At 55.5% G+C, this 21,689-nt stretch carries 16 protein-coding genes; 6 read left to right on the top strand and 10 right to left on the bottom strand.

All coding sequences use genetic code 11. The features are described 5' to 3' along the window. Window position 1: 1 nt before the first annotated feature. From dmsB to lrp, 7 genes are all read right to left on the bottom strand, one after another. Window positions 2-619: a dimethylsulfoxide reductase iron-sulfur subunit DmsB gene (gene dmsB / locus ACTJJA_RS03315; protein WP_089597769.1), complete on the bottom strand. Its 618-nt coding sequence runs from the start codon at window positions 617-619 to the stop codon at window positions 2-4. A gap of 10 nt (window positions 620-629) precedes the next feature. Beyond that, window positions 630-3,074, bottom strand: coding sequence for a dimethylsulfoxide reductase subunit A (gene dmsA, locus ACTJJA_RS03310; RefSeq protein ID WP_440666180.1), 2,445 nt, complete (start codon window positions 3,072-3,074; stop codon window positions 630-632). A 211-nt stretch (window positions 3,075-3,285) separates the two neighbouring features. Next, the gene (serS, locus tag ACTJJA_RS03305; RefSeq protein ID WP_010429208.1) at window positions 3,286-4,578 is read right to left on the bottom strand and encodes a serine--tRNA ligase; all 1,293 of its coding nucleotides are present in this window, start codon (window positions 4,576-4,578) and stop codon (window positions 3,286-3,288) included. Between the two features lie 92 nt (window positions 4,579-4,670). Then, entirely contained in the window at window positions 4,671-6,014 is a 1,344-nt protein-coding gene (gene rarA, locus ACTJJA_RS03300) for a replication-associated recombination protein RarA (protein ID WP_042717436.1), read from the bottom strand. 9 nt (window positions 6,015-6,023) lie between these two features. After that, window positions 6,024-6,638, bottom strand: a complete 615-nt coding sequence (lolA, locus tag ACTJJA_RS03295) for an outer membrane lipoprotein chaperone LolA (protein ID WP_010429202.1) — start codon at window positions 6,636-6,638, stop codon at window positions 6,024-6,026. Between the two features lie 128 nt (window positions 6,639-6,766). After that, window positions 6,767-10,405 carry a DNA translocase FtsK 4TM domain-containing protein gene (locus ACTJJA_RS03290; protein WP_440666177.1) on the bottom strand — a complete coding sequence of 1,213 codons (3,639 nt, stop codon included), beginning with the start codon at window positions 10,403-10,405 and terminating at the stop codon, window positions 6,767-6,769. Between the two features lie 136 nt (window positions 10,406-10,541). Continuing rightward, entirely contained in the window at window positions 10,542-11,036 is a 495-nt protein-coding gene (gene lrp / locus ACTJJA_RS03285; protein ID WP_002439523.1) for a leucine-responsive transcriptional regulator Lrp, read from the bottom strand. Between the two features lie 668 nt (window positions 11,037-11,704). Here lrp and trxB point away from each other — a divergent pair. The 5 genes from trxB (at window position 11,705) to infA (ending at window position 17,529) form a co-directional block, all read left to right on the top strand. Then, window positions 11,705-12,673 (top strand): thioredoxin-disulfide reductase, encoded by a 969-nt coding sequence (gene trxB / locus ACTJJA_RS03280; protein WP_010429185.1) that lies wholly within the window; start codon window positions 11,705-11,707, stop codon window positions 12,671-12,673. 114 nt (window positions 12,674-12,787) lie between these two features. Beyond that, window positions 12,788-14,554 carry a heme ABC transporter permease/ATP-binding protein CydD gene (cydD, locus tag ACTJJA_RS03275; protein WP_148399736.1) on the top strand — a complete coding sequence of 589 codons (1,767 nt, stop codon included), beginning with the start codon at window positions 12,788-12,790 and terminating at the stop codon, window positions 14,552-14,554. Next, on the top strand, window positions 14,554-16,275 hold the full coding sequence (cydC, locus tag ACTJJA_RS03270; protein WP_440666173.1) for a heme ABC transporter ATP-binding protein/permease CydC: 1,722 nt from the start codon (window positions 14,554-14,556) through the stop codon (window positions 16,273-16,275). Before cydD ends, cydC begins: the two co-directional genes overlap by 1 nt. Before the next feature lie 46 nt (window positions 16,276-16,321). Then, a complete protein-coding gene (gene aat / locus ACTJJA_RS03265; protein ID WP_440666171.1) occupies window positions 16,322-17,026 on the top strand; it encodes a leucyl/phenylalanyl-tRNA--protein transferase in 705 nt (234 codons plus the stop codon). 284 nt (window positions 17,027-17,310) lie between these two features. After that, window positions 17,311-17,529, top strand: a complete 219-nt coding sequence (infA, locus tag ACTJJA_RS03260; RefSeq protein ID WP_002211347.1) for a translation initiation factor IF-1 — start codon at window positions 17,311-17,313, stop codon at window positions 17,527-17,529. A 71-nt stretch (window positions 17,530-17,600) separates the two neighbouring features. On the opposite strand, the gene ACTJJA_RS03255 is transcribed toward infA, so the two are convergent. From ACTJJA_RS03255 to clpS, 3 genes are all read right to left on the bottom strand, one after another. Beyond that, on the bottom strand, window positions 17,601-18,053 hold the full coding sequence (locus tag ACTJJA_RS03255; protein ID WP_440666169.1) for a hypothetical protein: 453 nt from the start codon (window positions 18,051-18,053) through the stop codon (window positions 17,601-17,603). A 480-nt stretch (window positions 18,054-18,533) separates the two neighbouring features. Further along, window positions 18,534-20,813: an ATP-dependent Clp protease ATP-binding subunit ClpA gene (gene clpA / locus ACTJJA_RS03250; protein WP_089597777.1), complete on the bottom strand. Its 2,280-nt coding sequence runs from the start codon at window positions 20,811-20,813 to the stop codon at window positions 18,534-18,536. A gap of 27 nt (window positions 20,814-20,840) precedes the next feature. Continuing rightward, the gene (gene clpS / locus ACTJJA_RS03245) at window positions 20,841-21,161 is read right to left on the bottom strand and encodes an ATP-dependent Clp protease adapter ClpS (protein WP_006174393.1); all 321 of its coding nucleotides are present in this window, start codon (window positions 21,159-21,161) and stop codon (window positions 20,841-20,843) included. Window positions 21,162-21,428: 267 nt separating this feature from the next. Between clpS and cspD the strand changes: the two genes are divergently transcribed. Next, window positions 21,429-21,650 (top strand): cold shock-like protein CspD, encoded by a 222-nt coding sequence (gene cspD / locus ACTJJA_RS03240; protein WP_006174390.1) that lies wholly within the window; start codon window positions 21,429-21,431, stop codon window positions 21,648-21,650. The last annotated feature ends 39 nt before the right edge of the window (window positions 21,651-21,689 follow it).

The following is a 21,689-nucleotide window of genomic DNA, read 5'->3' as shown; positions in this document are numbered from 1 at the left end:
CTCACACCTCCTTCGGGTTTGCCAGATAGCCGGTGGTATCACCTGTAGGACGGCTGTTGGCATTAGGTTTAATCACAATGCTTGGCTTCGTGAAGTGCGCGGACGGCAGCGGCGCAACGGCAGCAAGCTGGCCATGTTTTTTACGCAGCTCTTCAATCGGGCCAAAGTCCAGCGCGCGCAGCGGGCAGGATTCCACGCAGATCGGTTTTTTACCGTCGGCCACGCGGGAGTGGCAGCCGTCGCACTTGGTCATATGGCCTTTTGCTTCGTTGTACTGCGGCGCACCGTACGGACACGCCATGTGGCAATAGCGGCAGCCGATGCAGACATCTTCGTCCACCACCACAAAGCCGTCTTCACGCTTGTGCATCGCACCGCTCGGACAGACTTTGGTACAAGCCGGATCTTCGCAGTGGTTGCAGGCAATTGACAGGTAGTAGGCAAAGACGTTCTGATGCCAGACGCCGTTATCTTCCTGCCAGTCGCCACCGGCGTATTCGTAAATACGGCGGAAGCTCACGTCCGGCGTCAGGTCTTTGTAATCTTTGCAGGCCAGCTCGCAGGTTTTACACCCTGTGCAGCGGCTGGAATCAATAAAAAATCCATACTGGGTTGTCATCGGTTACTCCTTACACCTTTTCAACCTGAACAAGGTTCGTGTGGGACGGGTTGCCCTTCGCCAGTGGCGACGGCCGCTGTGTGGTCAGTACGTTAATACTGCCCGCCTGGTCAATGCGGTTTGCATCCGGGTTATACCAGGCCCCCTCTCCCAGCGCGACAACGCCAGGCATCATGCGCGGAGTGACTTTGGCTTCGATATGTACCTCACCACGACCATTGAAGATGCGTACGCGGTCACCATTGTTGATTCCACGTGCTTTGGCATCCATCGGGTTGATCCACATCTCCTGGCGGCACGCGGCTTTCAGCACATCGACGTTACCGTAGGTTGAGTGGACGCGGGCCTTGTAATGGAAACCGGTCAGCTGCAGCGGGAATTTCGCGGTAAGCGGATCGTTGTAGTTTTCGAAACCCGGCGTGTAGATTGGCAGTGGATCGATGACATCCCCTTCCGGTAGCTCCCAGGTGGAGGCAATTTTTGCCAGCTCTTCGGAGTAAATTTCGATTTTGCCCGACGGTGTGGTCAGCGGGTTAGCCTGCGGGTCTTTGCGGAAGGCTTTGTACGCCACGTGATGCCCTTCCGGATCGCGCTGTTTATACATCCCCTGCTTGCGGAAGGTGTCGAAGTCCGGCAGGTCAGGGATAGCGTTACGAGAGAGCTCGTGCAGATGGCGCATCCACCCTTCCTGCGTCCTCCCCTCGGTAAACTGCTGCTCTACGCCAAGACGCTTCGCCAGCTCAGAAGTCATCTCATAGATGGTTTTGCACTCGAAGCGCGGTTTAATGGCCTGGTCGGTAAAGATCACGTAGGACATGTTGCCGCAGGAAGCATCCAGGGCGAAATCCATCTGCTCTGACGCGGTACAGTCCGGCAGCAGGATATCGGCATATTTCGCCGACGATGTCATGTGGCAGTCAATCACCACAATCATTTCGCACTTCTTGTCATCCTGCAGGATTTCATGGGTACGGTTGATTTCGGAGTGCTGGTTGATAAGACAGTTGCCGGCATAGTTCCAGATCATCTTGATTGGCACATCCAGCTTGTCTTTGCCACGCACCCCGTCGCGCAGCGCGGTCATCTCAGGACCACGTTCGATTGCATCCGTCCACATAAACATGGAGATGCTGGTCTGCACGGGGTTGTCCAGCGTCGGCATGCGTTCAAACGGCAGCGAATACGAGCCTTCACGGGCGCCGGTATTCCCGCCGTGAACACCGACGTTGCCGGTCAAAATAGAGAGCATGGAGATGGCACGGGTCGCGATTTCGCCATTGGCGTGACGCTGCGGCCCCCAGCCCTGGCTGATGTAGGCCGGTTTGGCTGAGCCAATCTCGCGCGCCAGCTGAACAATACGCTCAGCCGGTATCCCGGTGATGGTGGACGCCCACTCTGGCGTTTTCGCCACGCCGTCGCTGCCCTGTCCGAGAATATACGCCTTATAGTGGCCATTCGCAGGCGCGCTGGCGGGCAGCGTTTTCTCGTCATAGCCGACGCAGTATTTATCCAGGAAAGGCTGATCGACGAGGTTTTCGGTGATCATCACCCATGCCAGCGCTGAGACCAGCGCCGCATCGGTACCCGGACGGATTGGGATCCACTCGTCTTCACGTCCGGCACCAGTGTCGGTGTAGCGCGGATCGATGATGATCATGCGGGCATTGGATTTGGCGCGGGCCTGTTCCAGGTAGTAAGTCACCCCGCCGCCGCTCATACGCGTTTCACCCGGGTTGTTACCGAACAGGACGACCAGCTTACTGTTTTCGATATCGGACGGGCTGTTGCCGTCCGCCCAGCCACCGTAGGTGTAGTTCAGGCCAGCAGCGATCTGCGCAGAAGAGTAGTCACCATAGTGATTAAGATAACCACCGCAGCAGTTCATCAGGCGTGCGACCAGCGTTTTTCCCGGCGGCCAGGAGCGAGTCAGCGTGCCGCCGAGCGTCCCGGTGCCGTAGTTCAGGTAGATGGACTCATTGCCATACTCTTTGATCAGACGCTGCATGTTGGTCGCGATAATATCGTAGGCTTCGTCCCAGCTAATGCGCTCGAACTTCCCTTCCCCACGCTTACCGACACGCTTCATCGGGTATTTAAGACGATCCGGGTTATAGACGCGGCGACGCATGGAGCGCCCGCGCAGGCAGGCGCGAACCTGATGTAACCCTTCATAGTTATCGTCCCCGGTGTTATCGGTTTCGACATATTTAATTTCACCATCCACCACATGCATGCGCAGTGGACAACGGCTACCGCAGTTAACGGTACATGCACTCCACACCACTTTTTCCGGGGCTGAGGCTGGGGATAATGCATCCGTCGCCGATGCTAGTCGGGTAAAAGGGAGCGTGAAGGCGCTGCTGGCTACAGCCAGGCCGCCAATTGCCGTGGTTTTCATCAACCCACGGCGAGTGACCTCGGCAGCCATTAACGCTTCAGGCGCTTTGATTTTCATAAAGACTCACTTTGGTTGCTCACAAAGAAAAGAGAGGCGGCACAGACCGCTATATAGTTTTATATAGAACGAATTTCTTCGTTATCAGCTTTTTATGCTGACTTTCATTCGGAGGAGTATTACTACTTTAGAGGGAGAGGTTATTGAGTCGTATCAATTAGCAGTCATAAAAAAAGCGCCCTGAGGCGCTTTCTTGTTTTAAGACATATTATTAGCCGATGAACTGCTGGCCCTTCATGTAGGGACGCAGCACTTCCGGGATCTCAATACGTCCGTCTGCCTGCTGATAGTTTTCCAGCACGGCAACCAGCGTACGACCCACAGCCAGACCAGAACCGTTCAGAGTGTGCACCAGACGGGTTTTCTTGTCGGACTTGCTGCGGCAGCGAGCCTGCATGCGGCGCGCCTGGAAATCCCAGACGTTAGAGCAAGAGGAGATTTCACGGTAAGTGTTCTGCGCTGGTACCCAGACTTCCAGGTCGAAGGTTTTGCAGGCACCAAAGCCCATGTCGCCGGTGCACAGCGCCATACGGCGGTACGGCAGACCCAGCAGCTCCAGCACTTTCTCAGCGTGGCCGGTCATCTCTTCCAGCGCGTCCATAGACTCTTCCGGACGGACGATCTGCACCATTTCAACTTTGTCGAACTGGTGCATACGGATCAGACCGCGCGTGTCGCGACCGTAAGATCCTGCTTCAGAACGGAAGCACGGAGAGTGTGCAGTGAGTTTGATTGGCAGGTCGTCTTCGTCGATGATTTCATCACGCACGAGGTTAGTCAGCGGCACTTCCGCGGTTGGGATCAGCGCATAGTTGCTGCTGTCTGCTTCCTCGTCCAGCGGACGGGTGTGGAACAGATCGCCGGCAAATTTCGGCAGCTGACCCGTACCGTACAGCGTATCGTGGTTAACCAGATACGGAACGTAGGTTTCGCTGTAACCATGCTGTTCAGTGTGCAGATCCAGCATGAACTGTGCCAGCGCACGGTGCAGATGAGCAATCTGACCTTTCATCACCACGAAGCGAGAACCGGTCAGCTTAACCGCCGCCGCAAAGTCCAGGCCCGCATGCATTTCGCCCAGCGTCACGTGATCGCGAACCTCGAAGTCGAACTCGCGAGGCGTGCCCCAGCGTTTCACTTCAACGTTGTCGTTTTCATCTTTACCGACAGGCACGCTGTCGTCAGGAATGTTCGGGATAGCCAGGGCGATATCACGAATTTCGGTCTGAAGAACGTCCAGTTCAGCTTTCGCCTGATCCAGCTCTTCACCCAGTTTGTTCACTTCCAGGCGTAATGGCTCAATATCTTCCCCGCGCGCTTTCGCCTGGCCGATGGATTTCGATCGAGAATTACGCTCTGCCTGCAGATTTTCAGTTTGTACCTGCAGAACTTTACGACGCTCTTCAAGAGCGCGCAGCTTATCTACATCCAGCTTAAAGCCCCGGCGTGCCAGTTTTTCAGCGACTGCGTCTGGCTCATTACGCAGCAGATTGGGATCGAGCATGCTTATCCTGTGCTTATCGAATTAAAATAGGAAAAAGTGGCCACAGCCTGCGGCCACAGGGATACTATGCCAACATTACCGCAACGATAGCGCTAACGGTAGCGTTTTATAGGGCTATTTTGATCCTGTCCGGCAAGCCAGGCGAGCTTTTCGCCAATCTTACCCTCAAGACCTCTGTTTGTGGGGTGATAATAGCGGGTTTGTGCCATCTCCTGCGGGAAATAGTCCTCTCCGGCGGCATAGGCATTGGGTTCGTCGTGGGCGTAACGATACTCCTGCCCGTACCCCATCTCTTTCATCAACTTTGTTGGTGCGTTACGCAGATGAACCGGCACATCATAGTCCGGCCGCTCGCGCGCATCAGACATTGCTGCTTTGAAGGCGGTATAAACCGCATTGCTTTTCGGCGCGCAGGCCAGATAGACAATCGCCTGCGCAATCGCACGCTCGCCTTCCGCAGGGCCGACGCGGGTGAAACAATCCCAGGCGGAGATAGCCACCTGCATAGCGCGCGGGTCGGCGTTACCGACATCTTCTGACGCAATCGCCAGGCAGCGACGTGCGACATACAGCGGATCGCCACCTGCGGTAATAATGCGCGCGTACCAGTAGAGCGCCGCATCGGGGGCACTACCGCGCACAGACTTATGCAGCGCCGAGATCAGGTCGTAAAAACGATCGCCTTTATTATCAAAACGCGCGCTGCGCTCACCGGCTATTTCAGTGAGCAATTCAGGCTTCAGCACCCGCTTGCCGGAATCATCCATTTCGGCCATATCGGCCATCATTTCCAGCGTGTTCAATGCCCGACGCGCATCACCGTTAACTAACTGAGCAATCGCGAGGCGCGTCTCATCCGGTAGAACGATGTCTTGTCCGCCGTAGCCCCGCGCTTTGTCATCCATCGCCTGGGTGAGCACCTTTTCGATATCGTCTGTAGTCAGCGATTTGAGCAGGTAAACGCGCGCACGGGAAAGAAGTGCTGAGTTAAGTTCAAACGATGGGTTTTCCGTGGTGGCACCGATGAAGAAGATCGTGCCGTCTTCAATATGCGGCAGGAAGGCATCCTGCTGGCTCTTGTTGAAGCGGTGAACTTCGTCCACGAAGAGGATAGTCCGACGTCCTGCATTGCGGTTCTGCCGCGCACGCTCGATCGCTTCGCGGATCTCCTTCACGCCGGAGGTCACGGCAGAAATCCGCTCAACGTCCGCGTTTGCATATCGGGCGATCACTTCAGCGAGGGTCGTTTTACCGGTGCCTGGTGGCCCCCAGAGGATCATCGAGTGCAGATGCCCGGCCTCAATGGCGCGTGGCAAAGGTTTCCCGGCAGCCAGCAGATGCTGCTGGCCGATGTACTGCGCTAAATTTTCTGGCCGCATACGAGCGGCCAGAGGTTGAAACGCATTATCTGAAAAATCGAGCGACAGATTGCCCACTCATGCCTCTTACTTATTGCGTTGGTCATCCACCGTTACGCCCTGCGGCGGGGTAAAGGTGAATTTCGATGCATCAACAGCGCCGTTTTGCTGCGTTTTCAGCTGGTAGCTGCTGCGCTGGTCATCTTGCTCAACCGCACCGAACTGATTGATCGTGCCGTTGCTGCTCACGTTAATGGTGAACTGCTTCAGATTGCCGTTGCTGCCTTTCGGCGTCAGGACAAACTCATCACCGTTTTGTTTGATGTTGTACTGCTGCCAGTCGCTGGACTGGTTGCGGGCAATCAGCATAAACGGCGTATTGCTGGTCGCATCTTTCAGCCAGGTCGCCGTGGCTTGTTCAACAAACGGGTTGAAGAACCACAGGGTTTTACCGTCAGACACCAGGATACTCTCATCCGGCTGGGTCATGTGCCAGTTGAAGAGATTTGGGCGTTTTACCCACAAATCTCCCTGGCCTTCCTGCACCGCGTTGCCGCTGCCGTCAGTCACTTTTTGCGTGAAGCTGGCGTGGAAGCTGCTTACTTTATCCAGTCGGCTTTTAAGGTCGCTGGCTGCATCAGCCCAGACGCTGCTGGCAACAAAACTGGTAAGTAAAGCACAGGCGATAGCGATTTTTTTCATTGTTATTCCTTAAAATACGTCTTCCCGATATGGGGTTTCCGTCTTCTATTCTGGCCCTGCCCGAAGGCAGGCGACAGAAGAAAATGCTTAATTTTGGCTGATTTACCCTTCTTTGCAATCGCTGAAGGTTAATCAAACGGCGGCGGAGCCAGCACCTCGCGGTTACCGTTATGCCCCTGCTCGCTCACAATCCCCTGCGCTTCCATCTGCTCGATGATACGCGCCGCGCGGTTGTAGCCGATGCGGAACTGACGCTGCACGCCAGAGATGGACGCTTTGCGTTTTTCGGTCACGAAGTTAACCGCCTGATCGAATAACGGATCCAGCTCTTCACCGCCGTCAAAGCCACCGCCGCCGCCTTCGCTCTCGCTGTCAGAGGTGATCCCGTCCACGTATTGTGGACGACCGCGCGCTTTCCAGTCCTGCACGACAGCGTGAACTTCCTCATCGCGGACAAACGCACCGTGGACACGCACCGGCGAGGTGGAGTTCGGACCTGAGTAAAGCATATCACCCATACCCAGCAGCGACTCAGCGCCGCCCTGGTCAAGAATGGTACGGGAGTCAATTTTACTTGATACGGTAAACGCAATACGCGTCGGAATGTTCGCTTTGATAAGACCAGTAATAACGTCCACGGAAGGACGCTGCGTCGCCAGCACAAGGTGAATACCCGCCGCACGCGCTTTCTGCGCCAGACGAGCGATCAGCTCTTCCACTTTCTTACCGACGGTCATCATCAGGTCAGCAAACTCATCAACCAGCACGACGATATAAGGCAGTTTTTCCAGCACCGGATGCTGGGCATCCATGCTGTCACCCGGCTTCCAGTAAGGATCCGGAATAGGACGTCCCATGCGCACCGCCTGGGCGATTTTCTCGTTATAACCGGCCAGGTTACGCACGCCCAGCGCAGACATCAGCTTGTAGCGGCGTTCCATCTCATTGACGCTCCAGCGCAGGGCGTTGGCGGCGTCTTTCATGTCCGTCACCACTTCCGTGAGCAGATGCGGAATGCCTTCGTAGACCGACAGTTCGAGCATTTTCGGGTCGATCATGATGAAACGCACATCTTCCGGCTGCGCTTTGTACAGCATGCTGAGGATCATGGCGTTAACGCCAACTGACTTACCGGAACCGGTGGTACCGGCAACCAGCAGGTGAGGCATTTTCGCGAGATCTGCCACCACCGGATCGCCTGCGATATCTTTACCCAGTACCACGGTCAGCGGGGACGGGTTATCGCGGAACTTGGTGTTATCCAGCACTTCTCGCAGGTAAACGGTCTGACGTTTCTTGTTCGGCAGCTCAAGGCCAACGTACGGCTTGCCTGGGATCACTTCCACCACACGTACCGCAACGGTCGACAGGGAACGCGCCAGGTCTCGTGACAGGTTAGAAATACGCGCTGCTTTTACGCCTGGCGCCAGATTCAGTTCGAATCGCGTGATCACCGGACCCGGTGAGTAGTTCACCACATCCGCCTTGATGCGGAAATCAGCCAGACGGGCTTCGACCAGACGCGCCATTTGTTCGAGCGCAAAGGTATCGACCGGCTCCACTTCTGACGGTGGCGGCGTTAACAGATCCAGCGACGGCAGCGGCGTGCTTGGACGCTGCAGCGGACGGCTATCGCCGTTACGCATCAGCAGCGGGTGAATAAGGCTTTCCTGCGGCTGAGGCGCAGGCTGCTGGAACTGCGGCGGCTGTGGCGCAGGCTGATGTGGCTGCTGCGCGTAGGCCTGAGGTGCAGGCTGCTGGCGCACGGGTTCAGCGTCCGGCATTACGCTCGGCGTAAACAACGGTTCGCTAGGGCCATCATCCACCAGATCTTTCATCGGTGAGAATTCAAAATCCGTCAGCGAGAACGGGTTCGCGCCCGAAGGCTGTTCACCAGAATAACGCTGCTGCTGCGTAGCGGCGAACTGGCGGGCTAATTCCGCTTCTGCCGCATCGTCTTCATCTTCCTGGATTTGCTCGTCGTGCTGATATTCTTCACCGTAACGCTGATTTTGCTGCGCGGCGAACTGACGCGCCAGCTCATCCTGATGAAGTTCATCGGCGTCGTCTTCATAGTCCGATTCACGCGCTTTTTCTTCGGCCATACGCTGGGAAGGCAGCTTGATACCGTAGGAAGCCAGCTCACGGCGCGTGGGCACACGTACGCGATTAGGACGAGGCAATTGCGGGCCAATGCCCTCTTTCACCTGAGGACGAGGCGCGCCGCCGGTCGCCAGGCTAAAGACTGGTGCCGCAGCGGCGGCGGCGGCAGAGGCTTGCTTCACGCTCTCTGCCACAGGCGTTGGATCTACTGGCGGTACGGAAATGGAAGGCGCTTTTGTGACAGGCTCTTGCACCGGCTCCGGCACAGGTTGATACCAGGCTGCCAGCTGCTCGCGCTCACGGGCGCGGCGCTCTTCCACTTCTTCAAAGTAGTACAGTGGTGGACGAGACGGTTTCGCCTCTTCCGCCACGTCAGGCTCAGGTTGCGCGTATGGCTGCGCAGGTTCAACCGGTTCCGGTACATACGGCTGTGCGACCGGCTGCTCATATTCCGGGTACCCCTGTGGTTCATACACAGGCTCCGGCTGATAAGGCGGCTGCCATTGTTCCTGCTGCACAGGAACATAGCTTTCTGGTTCAGGCGCAATAACAGGTTCCGGGGTGTGAACACCCGGCGCAGTCTGCCAGTCAACCTGAGGTTGCTGGATAACCGACTCCGGTGCAGGAACAGGCGCGGATGGCATTACGGCTTCCGCTGGCGCAGCAAAAGCCTGCGCTGCCGTGGTTGCGGCGGCAGCGGCTGCGACCGGCTCTGTCACTGAATGACCATTCAGCAGCGGATCGTATTCGTCAAAATCGCCCGGCATCGCACGGTTGCCGGAGCACAGAACATCATCAGGATCGACGGCGGCACCCGCCGCACGGTACTCCACCTGCTCGTCTTCATCCATGCGTTTGCCGGAGAAGAGCGCCGCATCTGTTTTACGCCCAAGCGGATTGGCAAATTTTTCAGCGACGCGCTGACGACGCGCAAGCGCGCCACGAAGAATACGGGCCCGACGAGATTCACGACGCTGTACCGGCGCCTCGTCTTCCTCTTCGTACTCATCTTCATATTCGTCTTCATCGACCCACGTATCGTCACGGCGGGTACGGTTACTGGCGAAAGTGAGGATAGTGAGAATAAAGCTGCCGATCTTCTCGGCGATGCTCACCCACGACCAGCCAGTAAACAGGGTCAACCCTGCGGCCCAGATGCAAAGCAGCGTCAGGGTACCTCCGCTGCTGTGAAGCATCGGCTGCAGGGCGGAACTCAGCAGGCTGCCGATGACGCCACCGGAGGCGAAGTACCAGATATCGTCGGCGTTTATAGCCGCCAGCCCGCACGAGGTGAGGATCAATGCCAGCGCGCCAATCAGGCGCAGCGATACCGCGAAGTAATCGATGTAGTCGTCATTCTGACGATGACGCCAGGCAAACCAGCATCCACCAATGATAATGACGGGAATGGTATAGGCCATCACACCGAAAATGAAAAAGAGCGTGTCCGCAAGCCAGGCACCCGGTACACCGCCTAAATTATGGATAGGCTCATGCCATGCGGTTTGCGACCAGCTGGGATCGGAGGGGTTGAAACTGAGTAAGGCTGCCATCAGCCAGACGGCGAAAAGGGCAATAACTAACAGCAAAGCCTCGAGGAGACGACGTCCGCTGCTTAGCTTCGATAGTGTGACTTCTTTGTCTTCAGTGTATTCCTGGCTCAAGAAAGGCTCTCCAGGTATCAGGCATATCCTGCCTGTTTGCTAAAACGGACAACAGCGCCGGGGACTCCCCGGCACTGTTGCTGTATGGATTAACAGGAGTGTAATCAAACTACGCTGATTTTGCACCTGTTCCGTGTTAGCGCGTCTTAATTACCAGACGATTGCTCTGTTTAACCTCTTCCATCACCACATACGTACGGGTGTCGTTCACGCCCGGCAGACGCAGCAAGGTTTCACCCAGCAGCTTACGGTAGGCGGACATGTCAGGCACGCGGGTTTTCAACAGATAGTCGAAATCACCGGAAACCAGATGACACTCTTGAATTTCTTCAAGTTTTTGTACAGCGGAGTTGAATTGTTCAAACACATCCGGCGCACCACGATTCAGAGTAATCTCAACAAATACCAGAAGTGAGGCATCCAGATAATGCGGGTTAAGCAGAGCCGTATAGCCCTGAATAAAACCCTGTCTTTCCAGTCGGCGCACACGCTCAAGGCACGGCGTCGGGGAAAGTCCCACACGTTTTGAAAGCTCGACGTTGGAAATACGCCCATCCTTTTGCAATTCATTAAGAATGTTACGATCGATACGGTCGAGATCTTTGCCAGGGCGCTTCTTGCTATCTACCATTATTATTGTCTCTCTGTATTCCTTCCCTACTCCTGCCTGGACCCTGTGCACATCACTGTTCAGAGCCTGTACCCGTTAGTCATCACATCGCCTGGTTATGTATCATATCCGTCATACTTCAAGTTGCCTGTGCGTTGGCGTTCCTCGCTCACCCCAGTCACGTACTGATGTACGCTCCCGGGGATTCGCTGCGTCGCCGCCTTCATGCAACTCGAATTATTAGGCTATAGACGCGATGCGGATTCGGGTTCTGTTGGTAAGAAGACCGTTGCCCGAAGGCAGTCACCGACATCACGTATGGCGTCTGTCCACGCCATGCGTAGATTTCACTGACACGGTAAAAATGGCATTTACGTGCATGCCTATGCGGCACACGGTTAACGCGGTTTTTTTTCTTCCTTGAATGTTTTCGCAAAAGCGCAGGTGATTGTCAAAGCAAAACATCGATTTTTAGTACAACATGCCGGATATTCATTACGGCAGGGTATTAATCGTCATTTTATTGCCTTATAAACGACCGGATTTCAGGCGAAACAGTGATGTTATAGCGCCTCATTCATCGTCCGTGGCTATTACACAGATTGATATCAAAATTGCTGCGCTCTTTTTTTACGACAACAAATTCCCTACAATCCAGCCAAATGTCTGCCAACAACAATGGGGATCTCATGGGCACGGCCAAACACAGTAAGCTGCTAATCCTTGGTTCTGGACCTGCGGGATATACCGCAGCGGTCTATGCTGCACGCGCTAACCTGCACCCGGTACTCATCACCGGTATGGAAAAAGGCGGTCAGCTGACCACCACCACCGAAGTGGAAAACTGGCCAGGGGACCCGAACGACCTGACCGGGCCGCTGCTGATGGAACGTATGCACGAGCATGCCGCCAAATTCGAAACTGAAATTCTGTTCGACCACATCAATAAGGTCGATCTGCAGAACCGTCCGTTCCGCCTGACGGGCGACAGCGGCGAATACACCTGTGACGCGCTGATCATCGCCACCGGCGCCTCTGCCCGTTACCTTGGTCTGCCGTCTGAAGAAGCGTTCAAGGGCCGCGGCGTATCTGCCTGCGCTACCTGCGACGGTTTCTTCTATCGCAATCAGAAAGTCGCCGTGATCGGTGGCGGTAACACCGCAGTGGAAGAAGCGCTCTACCTGGCAAACATCGCCTCTGAAGTGCACCTGATCCACCGTCGCGACACCTTCCGCGCGGAAAAGATCCTGATCAAACGCCTGATGGATAAAGTGGCGAGCGGCAACATCGTACTTCACACCCACCGTACCCTGGAAGAGGTCACGGGCGACCAGATGGGCGTTGCCGGTCTGCGTCTGCGCGATACCCAGAACACCGATAACATCGAGTCGCTGGAAGTGGCGGGTCTGTTTGTGGCGATCGGTCACAGCCCGAACACCGCGATCTTCGACGGTCAGCTGGAGCTGGAAAACGGCTACATCAAAGTGCAGTCCGGCATTCACGGTAACGCGACCCAGACCAGCATTCCGGGCGTGTTCGCGGCTGGCGACGTGATGGACCATATTTATCGTCAGGCGATTACCTCTGCGGGCACCGGCTGTATGGCCGCGCTGGACGCTGAACGCTACCTCGACGGACTGGCTGAACAAGGTAAATAATCTTTACAAGTCAGTAACAAACGTAAATAAAGGCGGCCACAGGTCGCCTTTATTTTTCCCCACGTGTAACATGCAGTGGTCTAATTTCTTATAACGTCACCTGCAAAGTACGCAATGGAAAAAACCCGTCAACAAGAGTTAACACGCTGGCTTAAACAGCAAAGCGTTCTTTCCCGCCGCTGGCTCATGATTTCCCGTCTTCTGGGACTCGTCAGTGGTTTGTTGATTGTTGCCCAGGCATGGCTGCTGGCCCGCATTCTTAATCATATGATCATGGAGAACATTCCGCGTGAAGCGCTCCTGTTGCCCTTTATTGTCCTGATTCTGGTTTTTATCCTTCGTGCGTGGGTAGTCTGGCTGCGTGAACGCGTTGGTTTTCATGCCGGGCAGCATATCCGCTACGAGATCCGCCGTAAGGTCCTGGATCGTCTTCAGGAGGCCGGGCCAGCCTGGATCCAGGGTAAACCTGCGGGGAGCTGGGCGACGCTGATCCTTGAACAGATCGACGATATGCACGACTACTACGCCCGCTACCTGCCGCAGATGGCGCTGGCCGTTTGCGTACCGCTGCTGATACTGATTGCGATTTTCCCGACCAACTGGGTAGCGGCGCTGATCCTGCTGGGTACCGCCCCGCTTATCCCGCTGTTTATGGCGATGGTCGGTATGGGCGCGGCGGATGCTAACCGACGTAACTTCCTCGCGCTGGGCCGCCTGAGCGGCCATTTCCTTGACCGACTGCGCGGAATGGAAACCCTGCGTATTTTTGGCCGGGGTGAAGCGGAAACGGAAAATATTCGCCTGGCGTCTCAGGATTTCCGTCAGCGCACCATGGAGGTGCTGCGTCTCGCATTCCTCTCCTCTGGCGTGCTTGAATTCTTCACTTCGCTGTCGATTGCCCTTGTGGCAGTCTACTTCGGGTTTTCTTACCTCGGCGCGCTGGATTTCGGCCACTACGGCACAGCCGTAACGCTTTCAGCAGGTTTCCTGGCATTGATCCTGGCTCCGGAGTTTTTCCAGCCGCTGCGAGATCTTGGCACCTTTTACCATGCCAAAGCACAGGCGGTTGGCGCGGCCGACAGCCTGAAAACCTTCCTTGAAACACCGCTGGCGCATCCCGAGCGTGGTGACATCGTTCTGAACGCCAAAGAGCCCGTGACGATTGAGGCGAAGGATTTTTCTGTACTGTCACCTGAAGGCAAAGTGCTGGCAGGTCCGCTCAACTTTACCCTGCCTGCCGGGCAGCGCGTGGTGCTGGTCGGAACCAGTGGCTCAGGGAAAAGCTCGCTGTTAAATGCACTCTCCGGCTTTATGGCTTACACCGGTTCGCTGTGCATTAATAAAACTGAGTTGTGCGATTTGGAGCCTGATGCCTGGCGCAAACAGCTGAGCTGGGTAGGACAAAACCCGCAGCTTCCGGCTTCCACGCTACGCGAAAACGTGCTTCTGGCTCGCCCGGACGCGCGGGAAGACGAGTTGCAATCGGTCCTCGATCGCGCCTGGGTTAGCGAGTTTCTGCCGCTGCTCCCGCAGGGAGTGGATACGGTCGTTGGCGACCAGTCTGCCGGACTGTCCGTAGGGCAAGCGCAGCGTGTGGCTGTTGCCCGCGCGTTGTTGAATCCTTGCCAACTGATGTTGCTGGATGAGCCTGCCGCGAGCCTGGACGCGCACAGCGAACAACGCGTGATGGAAGCGCTTAATGCCGCATCACAGCAGCAAACCACGCTGATGGTCACCCACCAGCTTGAAGGCATCGCCGACTGGGACCAGATTTGGGTGATGGAAAACGGTCAACTCGTTGAGCAAGGCGATTATGCCTCACTCGTTGCCGCGCAGGGGCCTTTTGCGGCCCTTCTCGCGAATCGTCAGGAGGACATCTGATGCGTGCCCTGCTCCCTTATCTTGCCCTGTATAAGCGCCACAAATGGATGCTGACGCTGGGGATTGTGCTGGCGATTATTACCCTGCTCGCCAGCATCGGCCTGCTCACCCTTTCTGGCTGGTTCCTGTCTGCCTCTGCCGTTGCAGGTTTCGCCGGGCTCTACAGCTTTAACTACATGCTCCCGGCAGCAGGCGTACGTGGCACCGCCATTACCCGTACCGCCGGGCGTTACTTCGAGCGTCTGGTCAGCCATGACGCCACATTCCGCGTGCTCCAGCACCTGCGCATTTACACGTTCAGCAAGCTGCTCCCGCTCTCCCCTGCCGGGCTGGCGCGTTTTCGTCAGGGCGAATTGCTCAACCGCGTGGTGGCGGATGTCGATACGCTGGATCACCTGTATCTGCGCGTGATTTCACCGATAGTCGGCGCGTTTGTGGTGATTGTTGTCGTCACGCTGGGTCTGTGTGTTCTGGACGTCCCTATCGCGCTGACGCTCGGCGGCATTATGCTGCTGACGTTGATTATCCTGCCGCCGCTGTTCTATCGCGCCGGTAAATCCACCGGCGAAAGCCTGACGCGCCTGCGGGGAGAATATCGTCAGCAGTTGACCTCCTGGCTGCAGGGACAGGCAGAACTGACCATTTTCGGTGCCAGCAAGCGTTACCGGGCGCGTATGGAAAGTACGGAGTTGAACTGGCATGAAGCCCAGCGTCGACAGTCTGAACTCACGGCCTTCTCCCAGGCGCTGATGATGCTCATCGGCGGCGTGGCTGTTATCGCGATGCTGTGGATGGCCTCCGGCGGCGTAGGTGGAAATCTGCAGCCAGGCCCGCTGATTGCACTCTTTGTTTTCTGTGCCCTGGCAGCCTTCGAAGCCCTGGCACCAGTGACGGGAGCCTTCCAGCATCTTGGACAGGTTATCGCCTCTGCCCTGCGCATCACCGAGATTGCCGAGCAGGAACCAGAGGTGAAATTCACTGCTAAACAGAGTGCGGTTCCTGCACAGGTTGCGCTGACGCTGAATAACGTCACCTTCGCCTATGACACACAGACGCAGAATGCGCTTGAAGATATCAATCTCTCCGTTAACCCGGGCCAGCACATTGCTATCCTTGGGCGGACCGGATGCGGTAAGTCAACGCTTCTGCAGCTGTTGACGCGCGCCTGGGATCCGCAGCACGGTCAGATTCTCTTTAACGAAGTGCCGCTGGTTGACTTCAGCGAGCAGATCTTACGCAAGACCGTCAGCGTTGTCCCACAGCGCGTGCATCTCTTTAGCGCCACGCTGCGCGACAACCTGCTGCTGGCAGCGCCGGATGCATCTGACGTTGCACTTCGTACCACGCTCGAACAGGTCGGGCTACATAAGCTGCTTGAGGACGAAGGCCTGAATAGCTGGCTGGGTGAAGGCGGTCGTCAACTCTCCGGTGGCGAACTGCGTCGTCTGGCGATTGCCCGTGCGCTGCTGCACGATGCGCCGCTGATGTTGCTGGACGAACCCACCGAAGGGCTGGACGCCACCACCGAAAGCCAAATCCTTGATTTGCTGGCGAATGTTATGGCCGGTAAAACGGTGCTGATGGTGACGCATCGCCTGCGCGGACTGGCGAGTTTCGATCGGATAATTGTGATGGACAACGGACACATTATTGAGCAAGGTAGTCACGCAGAACTGTTGGCAAAACAGGGTCGCTACTACCAGTTTAAACAACGTCTGTAGACTATATTTGTACCGATCCTCACTCGCGTATTGGAGTTCTGCTGTCATGCGCCTGGTCCAGCTGTCTCGTCATAATATTGCGTTCCCTTCACCTGAGGGGGCGCTACGTGAACCTAACGGGTTGCTGGCACTGGGCGGCGATCTCAGCCCTGCTCGTCTGTTGATGGCTTATCAGCGCGGGATTTTTCCGTGGTTTTCCCCAGGCGACCCGATTTTATGGTGGTCGCCCGATCCACGAGCCGTATTGTGGCCAGCGCAGTTTCACATTAGCCGCAGCATGAAGCGCTTTCACGCGAAGTCGCCGTATCGCGTAACCCTGAATCACGCTTTTGGTCAGGTCATTGAAGGCTGTGCTGAAGATCGGCACGAAGGTACATGGATCACTCGCGATATCATCACCGCCTATCATCAGTTGCATGAGCTGGGTTACGCGCATTCTATTGAAGTATGGGATGGGGGTGAGCTGATGGGCGGCATGTACGGCGTGGCTCAGGGAACGCTGTTTTGTGGGGAGTCGATGTTCTCGCGTGCGGTTAATGCCTCAAAAACGGCACTGCTGGTGTTCTGCGAGGAATTTGCCCAGCGTGGCGGACGATTGATGGATTGCCAGGTGCTTAACGAGCACACCGCCTCGCTCGGCGCCGTCGAAATCTCCCGCCGCCACTACATTGAACATCTCGATAATTGTCGTCAGGAGAAGCTCCCGCGCGACTTCTGGATACCGCGTACACTCTTTCTGCGCAATGCCTAAATGTTTTCCGCATATTTTTTATGAGGGTGTTATAATTATGCCGCAGAGTAGCTTCTGCCTGTTGCCCCGCCGCCGTTTGGGACCCTCGCTTCAGATAACGTCCTGACGTTTATCCTGTCGTTTCCCCTTTACGAATGCGCTTTCCGTTCGGTTGTACCGTGACGCTTGGGCAATGCGCTGAAACTGTTTTGCTGCGTTTTAAACGCGCAATTCTTTACTTAATTGATGAATTTCGGCATTATCTTGCCGGTTCAAAACTTGGTAGTGATACCCCAGAGGATTAGATGGCCAAAGAAGACAATATTGAAATGCAGGGTACCGTACTTGATACGTTGCCTAATACCATGTTTCGCGTAGAGCTGGAAAACGGTCACGTGGTAACTGCGCACATCTCCGGTAAAATGCGCAAAAACTACATCCGCATTTTAACGGGCGACAAAGTGACTGTTGAACTGACCCCGTACGACCTGAGCAAAGGCCGCATTGTCTTCCGTAGTCGCTAATTGTTTTCGCCTGTAATGGCAGATGAATATTTAAAAGGTCGGGATAATCCCGGCCTTTTTTATTTATGGCTTCAGTGTTGCTGCCTCGGAAGATGTATTGTCATCCACGGTTGTGCAGGAGCGATTAAATCCCCTGCCATAGAATGAGCCATGTCGTGAAGTAATCCCGTGAGATGCGGCAACATATCGCGGTCAAAATGCGACACCAGCAGCACGTGGTTTAACGCACGGCAGTAGTCGCATTTCGTTTCTGTATCTTCCAGCAACCACTCTTTTTGTCGCGGTTGTTCCGCTTCGTCCTCAAATTCTACCACCTGAAAATCGCGCATTGATTCTGTGAGGCCGGATTTCACCTCTTCCAGGTAAGCTCCGAGACAACGGCAAACGGGCTGCGTTTGCGGGAGTGATTTGCAGTCAAGGAGAATTTCGGTGAGCAGTTTGCAGCGCTCAGCGAGGGTTGGGAGATCGGGGTTGAGGGAGAGTTCGGTGTAGAGCTGGGAGATAGACTGGTTTTCCATAATCATAATTTCCATATTAAGAGCTGAAAACTACCACCAGAAACGCCAACTTCGGGTGGCAGACTGAACCGGTTTGGCGTACCGACCATATGGAAAATCGGCGCTTCAAAAGAAGCCCCAGTTCAGCCCACCATATTTGAAGATACGGATTATACCGCAGCTAAAAAAAGAGTGAACGAAACCAGTGATGTTGCGTTGAGCAACATCTTTCCATATGTGTGTAATCAGGACGCCAATCCCGGCACCTGATTTTGCAGGTGCGCCGCCATTTTATTACTGTAGATTTATCCAGCAACTGACTTCGAAGGAAACTGGAAAGCGCCTCGCAAAATTCTTCTGCGGCCTGATGCCCTCACCCCAACCCTCTCCCACAGGGAGAGGGAGAAAACACTAAAAACGACAACACTGTTGTCGTTTTGCTTTTACCTTGGCAAGCATAAAAAAACCGGGCAAAAGCCCGGTTTTTAACATTAACGTTCAACTCACTCAGTGAGCCGCTTCCGGCTTGTGCTTCGCCGCGCTCTGGAAATCGTACGTCAGTTCGTTCTTCGCCTGGTCCAGCGCCACGGTCACCTGGCCGCCGTCCACCAGCGAGCCAAACAGCAGCTCGTTCGCCAGCGGTTTCTTCAGGTTGTCCTGAATCACGCGCGCCATCGGACGGGCACCCATCGCTCGGTCGTAGCCTTTCTCGGCCAGCCAGTTGCGGGCCTCCTGGCTCACTTCCAGCGACACGCCTTTCTGATCCAGCTGAACCTGCAGCTCGACGATGAACTTATCCACCACCTGATGGATCACCTCGGTAGACAGATGATCGAACCAGATAATGTTGTCCAGACGGTTACGGAACTCAGGCGTGAAGATCTTCTTGATCTCCTCCATCGCATCGGTGCTGTTATCCTGGTGGATCAGGCCGATAGATTTACGCTCGGTTTCCCGTACCCCGGCGTTGGTGGTCATCACCAGCACCACGTTGCGGAAGTCCGCCTTGCGCCCGTTGTTGTCGGTCAGCGTCCCGTTGTCCATCACCTGCAGCAGGATGTTGAACACGTCCGGGTGCGCTTTCTCGATTTCATCAAGCAGCAGTACCGCGTGAGGATGCTTGATCACCGCGTCGGTGAGCAGGCCGCCCTGGTCAAAGCCCACATATCCCGGAGGCGCACCAATCAAACGGCTGACGGTGTGACGCTCCATATACTCGGACATATCAAAGCGCAGCAGCTCAATGCCCAGCGCTTTCGAGAGCTGAACCGTCACCTCGGTTTTCCCCACGCCGGTCGGGCCAGCGAACAGGAAGGAACCGACAGGCTTGTGGTCATGCCCCAGTCCGGCACGGGCCATCTTGATCGCTTCAGTTAAGGCCTCAATGGCTTTATCCTGACCAAAGACCAGCATTTTCAGGCGATTGCCGAGAGTGCGCAGCGTGTCGCGGTCGCTCTGAGAAACGCTCTTCTCAGGGATACGCGCGATGCGGGCCACCACGGACTCAATATCCGCCACGTTAACGGTTTTCTTACGCTTGCTGGCCGGCATCAGGCGCGCACGCGCCCCTGCCTCATCAATCACGTCAATCGCCTTATCCGGCAGATGACGATCGTTGATGTATTTCACCGCCAGTTCCACCGCCGCACGTACCGCTTTCGCGGTATAACGCACGTCGTGGTGCGCTTCGTACTTGGTTTTCAGGCCGTTGATGATCTGCACCGTTTCCTCGACGGACGGTTCGGTGACGTCGATTTTCTGGAAGCGACGCGCCAGCGCGCGGTCTTTCTCAAAGATGTTGCTGAACTCCTGGTACGTCGTGGAGCCCATCACGCGGATCTTGCCGCTGGAGAGCAGCGGTTTGATCAGGTTAGCCGCATCCACCTGGCCGCCGGAAGCCGCACCTGCGCCGATGATGGTGTGGATCTCATCGATAAACAGAATGCTGTTGGTGTCCTGCTCCAGCTGTTTTAACAGCGCCTTGAAGCGTTTTTCAAAATCACCGCGGTATTTCGTACCCGCCAGCAGCGAGCCGATATCCAGCGAGTAGATGGTGCAGTCGGCAATCACTTCCGGCACGTCGCCCTGCACAATGCGCCAGGCAAGCCCTTCGGCAATCGCGGTTTTACCCACGCCTGACTCACCCACCAGCAGCGGGTTGTTCTTGCGGCGACGGCACAGCACCTGGATCGCGCGCTCCAGCTCTTTATCGCGACCAATCAGCGGGTCGATACCGCCAACGCGAGCAAGCTGGTTAAGATTGGTGGTGAAGTTTTCCATACGATCCTCCCCGCCTGCTTGCTCTTCATTGTTATTGACCTGATTGCTGGAATCCGATGCCTGGTTAGGCTCGTCTTTGCGTGTTCCGTGAGAAATAAAGTTAACCACGTCGAGGCGGCTGACTTCGTGTTTACGCAGCAGGTAGGCAGCCTGTGACTCCTGCTCGCTGAAGATGGCGACTAAGACGTTTGCGCCAGTCACTTCGCTACGTCCGGAAGACTGGACGTGGAATACCGCGCGCTGCAGCACGCGCTGGAAGCTGAGCGTCGGCTGCGTGTCGCGCTCTTCTTCACTGGCTGGCAGCACCGGCGTGGTTTGTTCGATGAAGGCTTCGAGTTCCTGACGTAGCGCCACCAGATCCACGGAGCAGGCTTCCAGCGCTTCGCGGGCAGATGGGTTGCTAAGCAGTGCGAGCAGTAAATGCTCGACGGTCATAAACTCATGTCGGTGCTCACGCGCTCTGGCGAAAGCCATGTTTAAACTGAGTTCCAGTTCTTGATTGAGCATAGGCACCTCCCCCAATTTTATGCCTTATCAGGCCTTTTCCAGCGTACACAGCAACGGATGCTCGTTCTCCCTCGCATAGTCGTTCACCATCGCCACTTTGGTTTCCGCGACTTCGGCAGTAAAGATGCCGCAGATCGCTTTGCCTCGATAATGAACGGTAAGCATCAGTTGCGTTGCACGTTCTACATCATAAGAAAAGAACTTTTGTAGCACGTCAATAACAAATTCCATCGGCGTGTAATCATCGTTCATTAACATAACTTTATACATAGATGGCGGTTTTAGCGCGTCGCGCACTTTATCTTCCGCCAGCTGGTCAAAATCCAGCCAATCGTTGGTCTTACCCATTATGCATAACCACTTTGAATCTACCTCAGATGTTAGATAACAATCATCTATTACTGTCATCCGCGATGTCTGTCACAAACTGTTGCAATAGCGTTAACTGCCTCAAATTTTGGTTGATTATTGTCCCAACTCCAGCGCCAAACGCTTGACGGCTTCTTCCGTTTATCTAAATTGTACAAGCGTGAGATGGCGAGGTTTTGAACAGCCCCCACTCCACCACCGGTTCATTCCATCTTAATTTATAAGATTTACGAAGGATGTCGAAGCATGGAAATGGGTACTGTTAAGTGGTTCAACAACGCCAAAGGGTTTGGTTTCATCTGCCCTGAAGGCGGCGGCGAGGATATCTTCGCTCACTATTCCACCATTCAGATGGATGGTTACAGGACGCTCAAAGCCGGGCAGTCCGTTCGGTTCGATGTACACCAGGGGCCTAAAGGCAATCACGCCAGTCTGATCGTCCCCGTTGAAGCAGAAGCGGTTGCATAGCTCCCTGATTCATTGTGTACACCCCGCAGGCAAAATGCC

This window comes from Enterobacter sp. 22452, from assembly GCF_052045065.1.
GTDB classification, from domain to species: Bacteria; Pseudomonadota; Gammaproteobacteria; order Enterobacterales; family Enterobacteriaceae; genus Enterobacter; species Enterobacter mori.
Note: the sequence above shows the minus strand (reverse complement) of the source record. Positions and strands in the feature narration are given on the sequence as shown.

What these genes read in the sequence shown, in the direction of transcription:
- dmsB (WP_089597769.1), bottom strand. Translation starts at nt 619, where the DNA reads ATGACAACCCAGTATGGATTTTTTATTGATTCCAGCCGCTGCACAGGG.
- dmsA (WP_440666180.1), bottom strand. Translation starts at nt 3,074, where the DNA reads ATGAAAATCAAAGCGCCTGAAGCGTTAATGGCTGCCGAGGTCACTCGC.
- serS (WP_010429208.1), bottom strand. Translation starts at nt 4,578, where the DNA reads ATGCTCGATCCCAATCTGCTGCGTAATGAGCCAGACGCAGTCGCTGAA.
- lolA (WP_010429202.1), bottom strand. Translation starts at nt 6,638, where the DNA reads ATGAAAAAAATCGCTATCGCCTGTGCTTTACTTACCAGTTTTGTTGCC.
- lrp (WP_002439523.1), bottom strand. Translation starts at nt 11,036, where the DNA reads ATGGTAGATAGCAAGAAGCGCCCTGGCAAAGATCTCGACCGTATCGAT.
- trxB (WP_010429185.1), top strand. Translation starts at nt 11,705, where the DNA reads ATGGGCACGGCCAAACACAGTAAGCTGCTAATCCTTGGTTCTGGACCT.
- cydD (WP_148399736.1), top strand. Translation starts at nt 12,788, where the DNA reads ATGGAAAAAACCCGTCAACAAGAGTTAACACGCTGGCTTAAACAGCAA.
- cydC (WP_440666173.1), top strand. Translation starts at nt 14,554, where the DNA reads ATGCGTGCCCTGCTCCCTTATCTTGCCCTGTATAAGCGCCACAAATGG.
- aat (WP_440666171.1), top strand. Translation starts at nt 16,322, where the DNA reads ATGCGCCTGGTCCAGCTGTCTCGTCATAATATTGCGTTCCCTTCACCT.
- infA (WP_002211347.1), top strand. Translation starts at nt 17,311, where the DNA reads ATGGCCAAAGAAGACAATATTGAAATGCAGGGTACCGTACTTGATACG.
- ACTJJA_RS03255 (WP_440666169.1), bottom strand. Translation starts at nt 18,053, where the DNA reads ATGATTATGGAAAACCAGTCTATCTCCCAGCTCTACACCGAACTCTCC.
- clpA (WP_089597777.1), bottom strand. Translation starts at nt 20,813, where the DNA reads ATGCTCAATCAAGAACTGGAACTCAGTTTAAACATGGCTTTCGCCAGA.
- clpS (WP_006174393.1), bottom strand. Translation starts at nt 21,161, where the DNA reads ATGGGTAAGACCAACGATTGGCTGGATTTTGACCAGCTGGCGGAAGAT.
- cspD (WP_006174390.1), top strand. Translation starts at nt 21,429, where the DNA reads ATGGAAATGGGTACTGTTAAGTGGTTCAACAACGCCAAAGGGTTTGGT.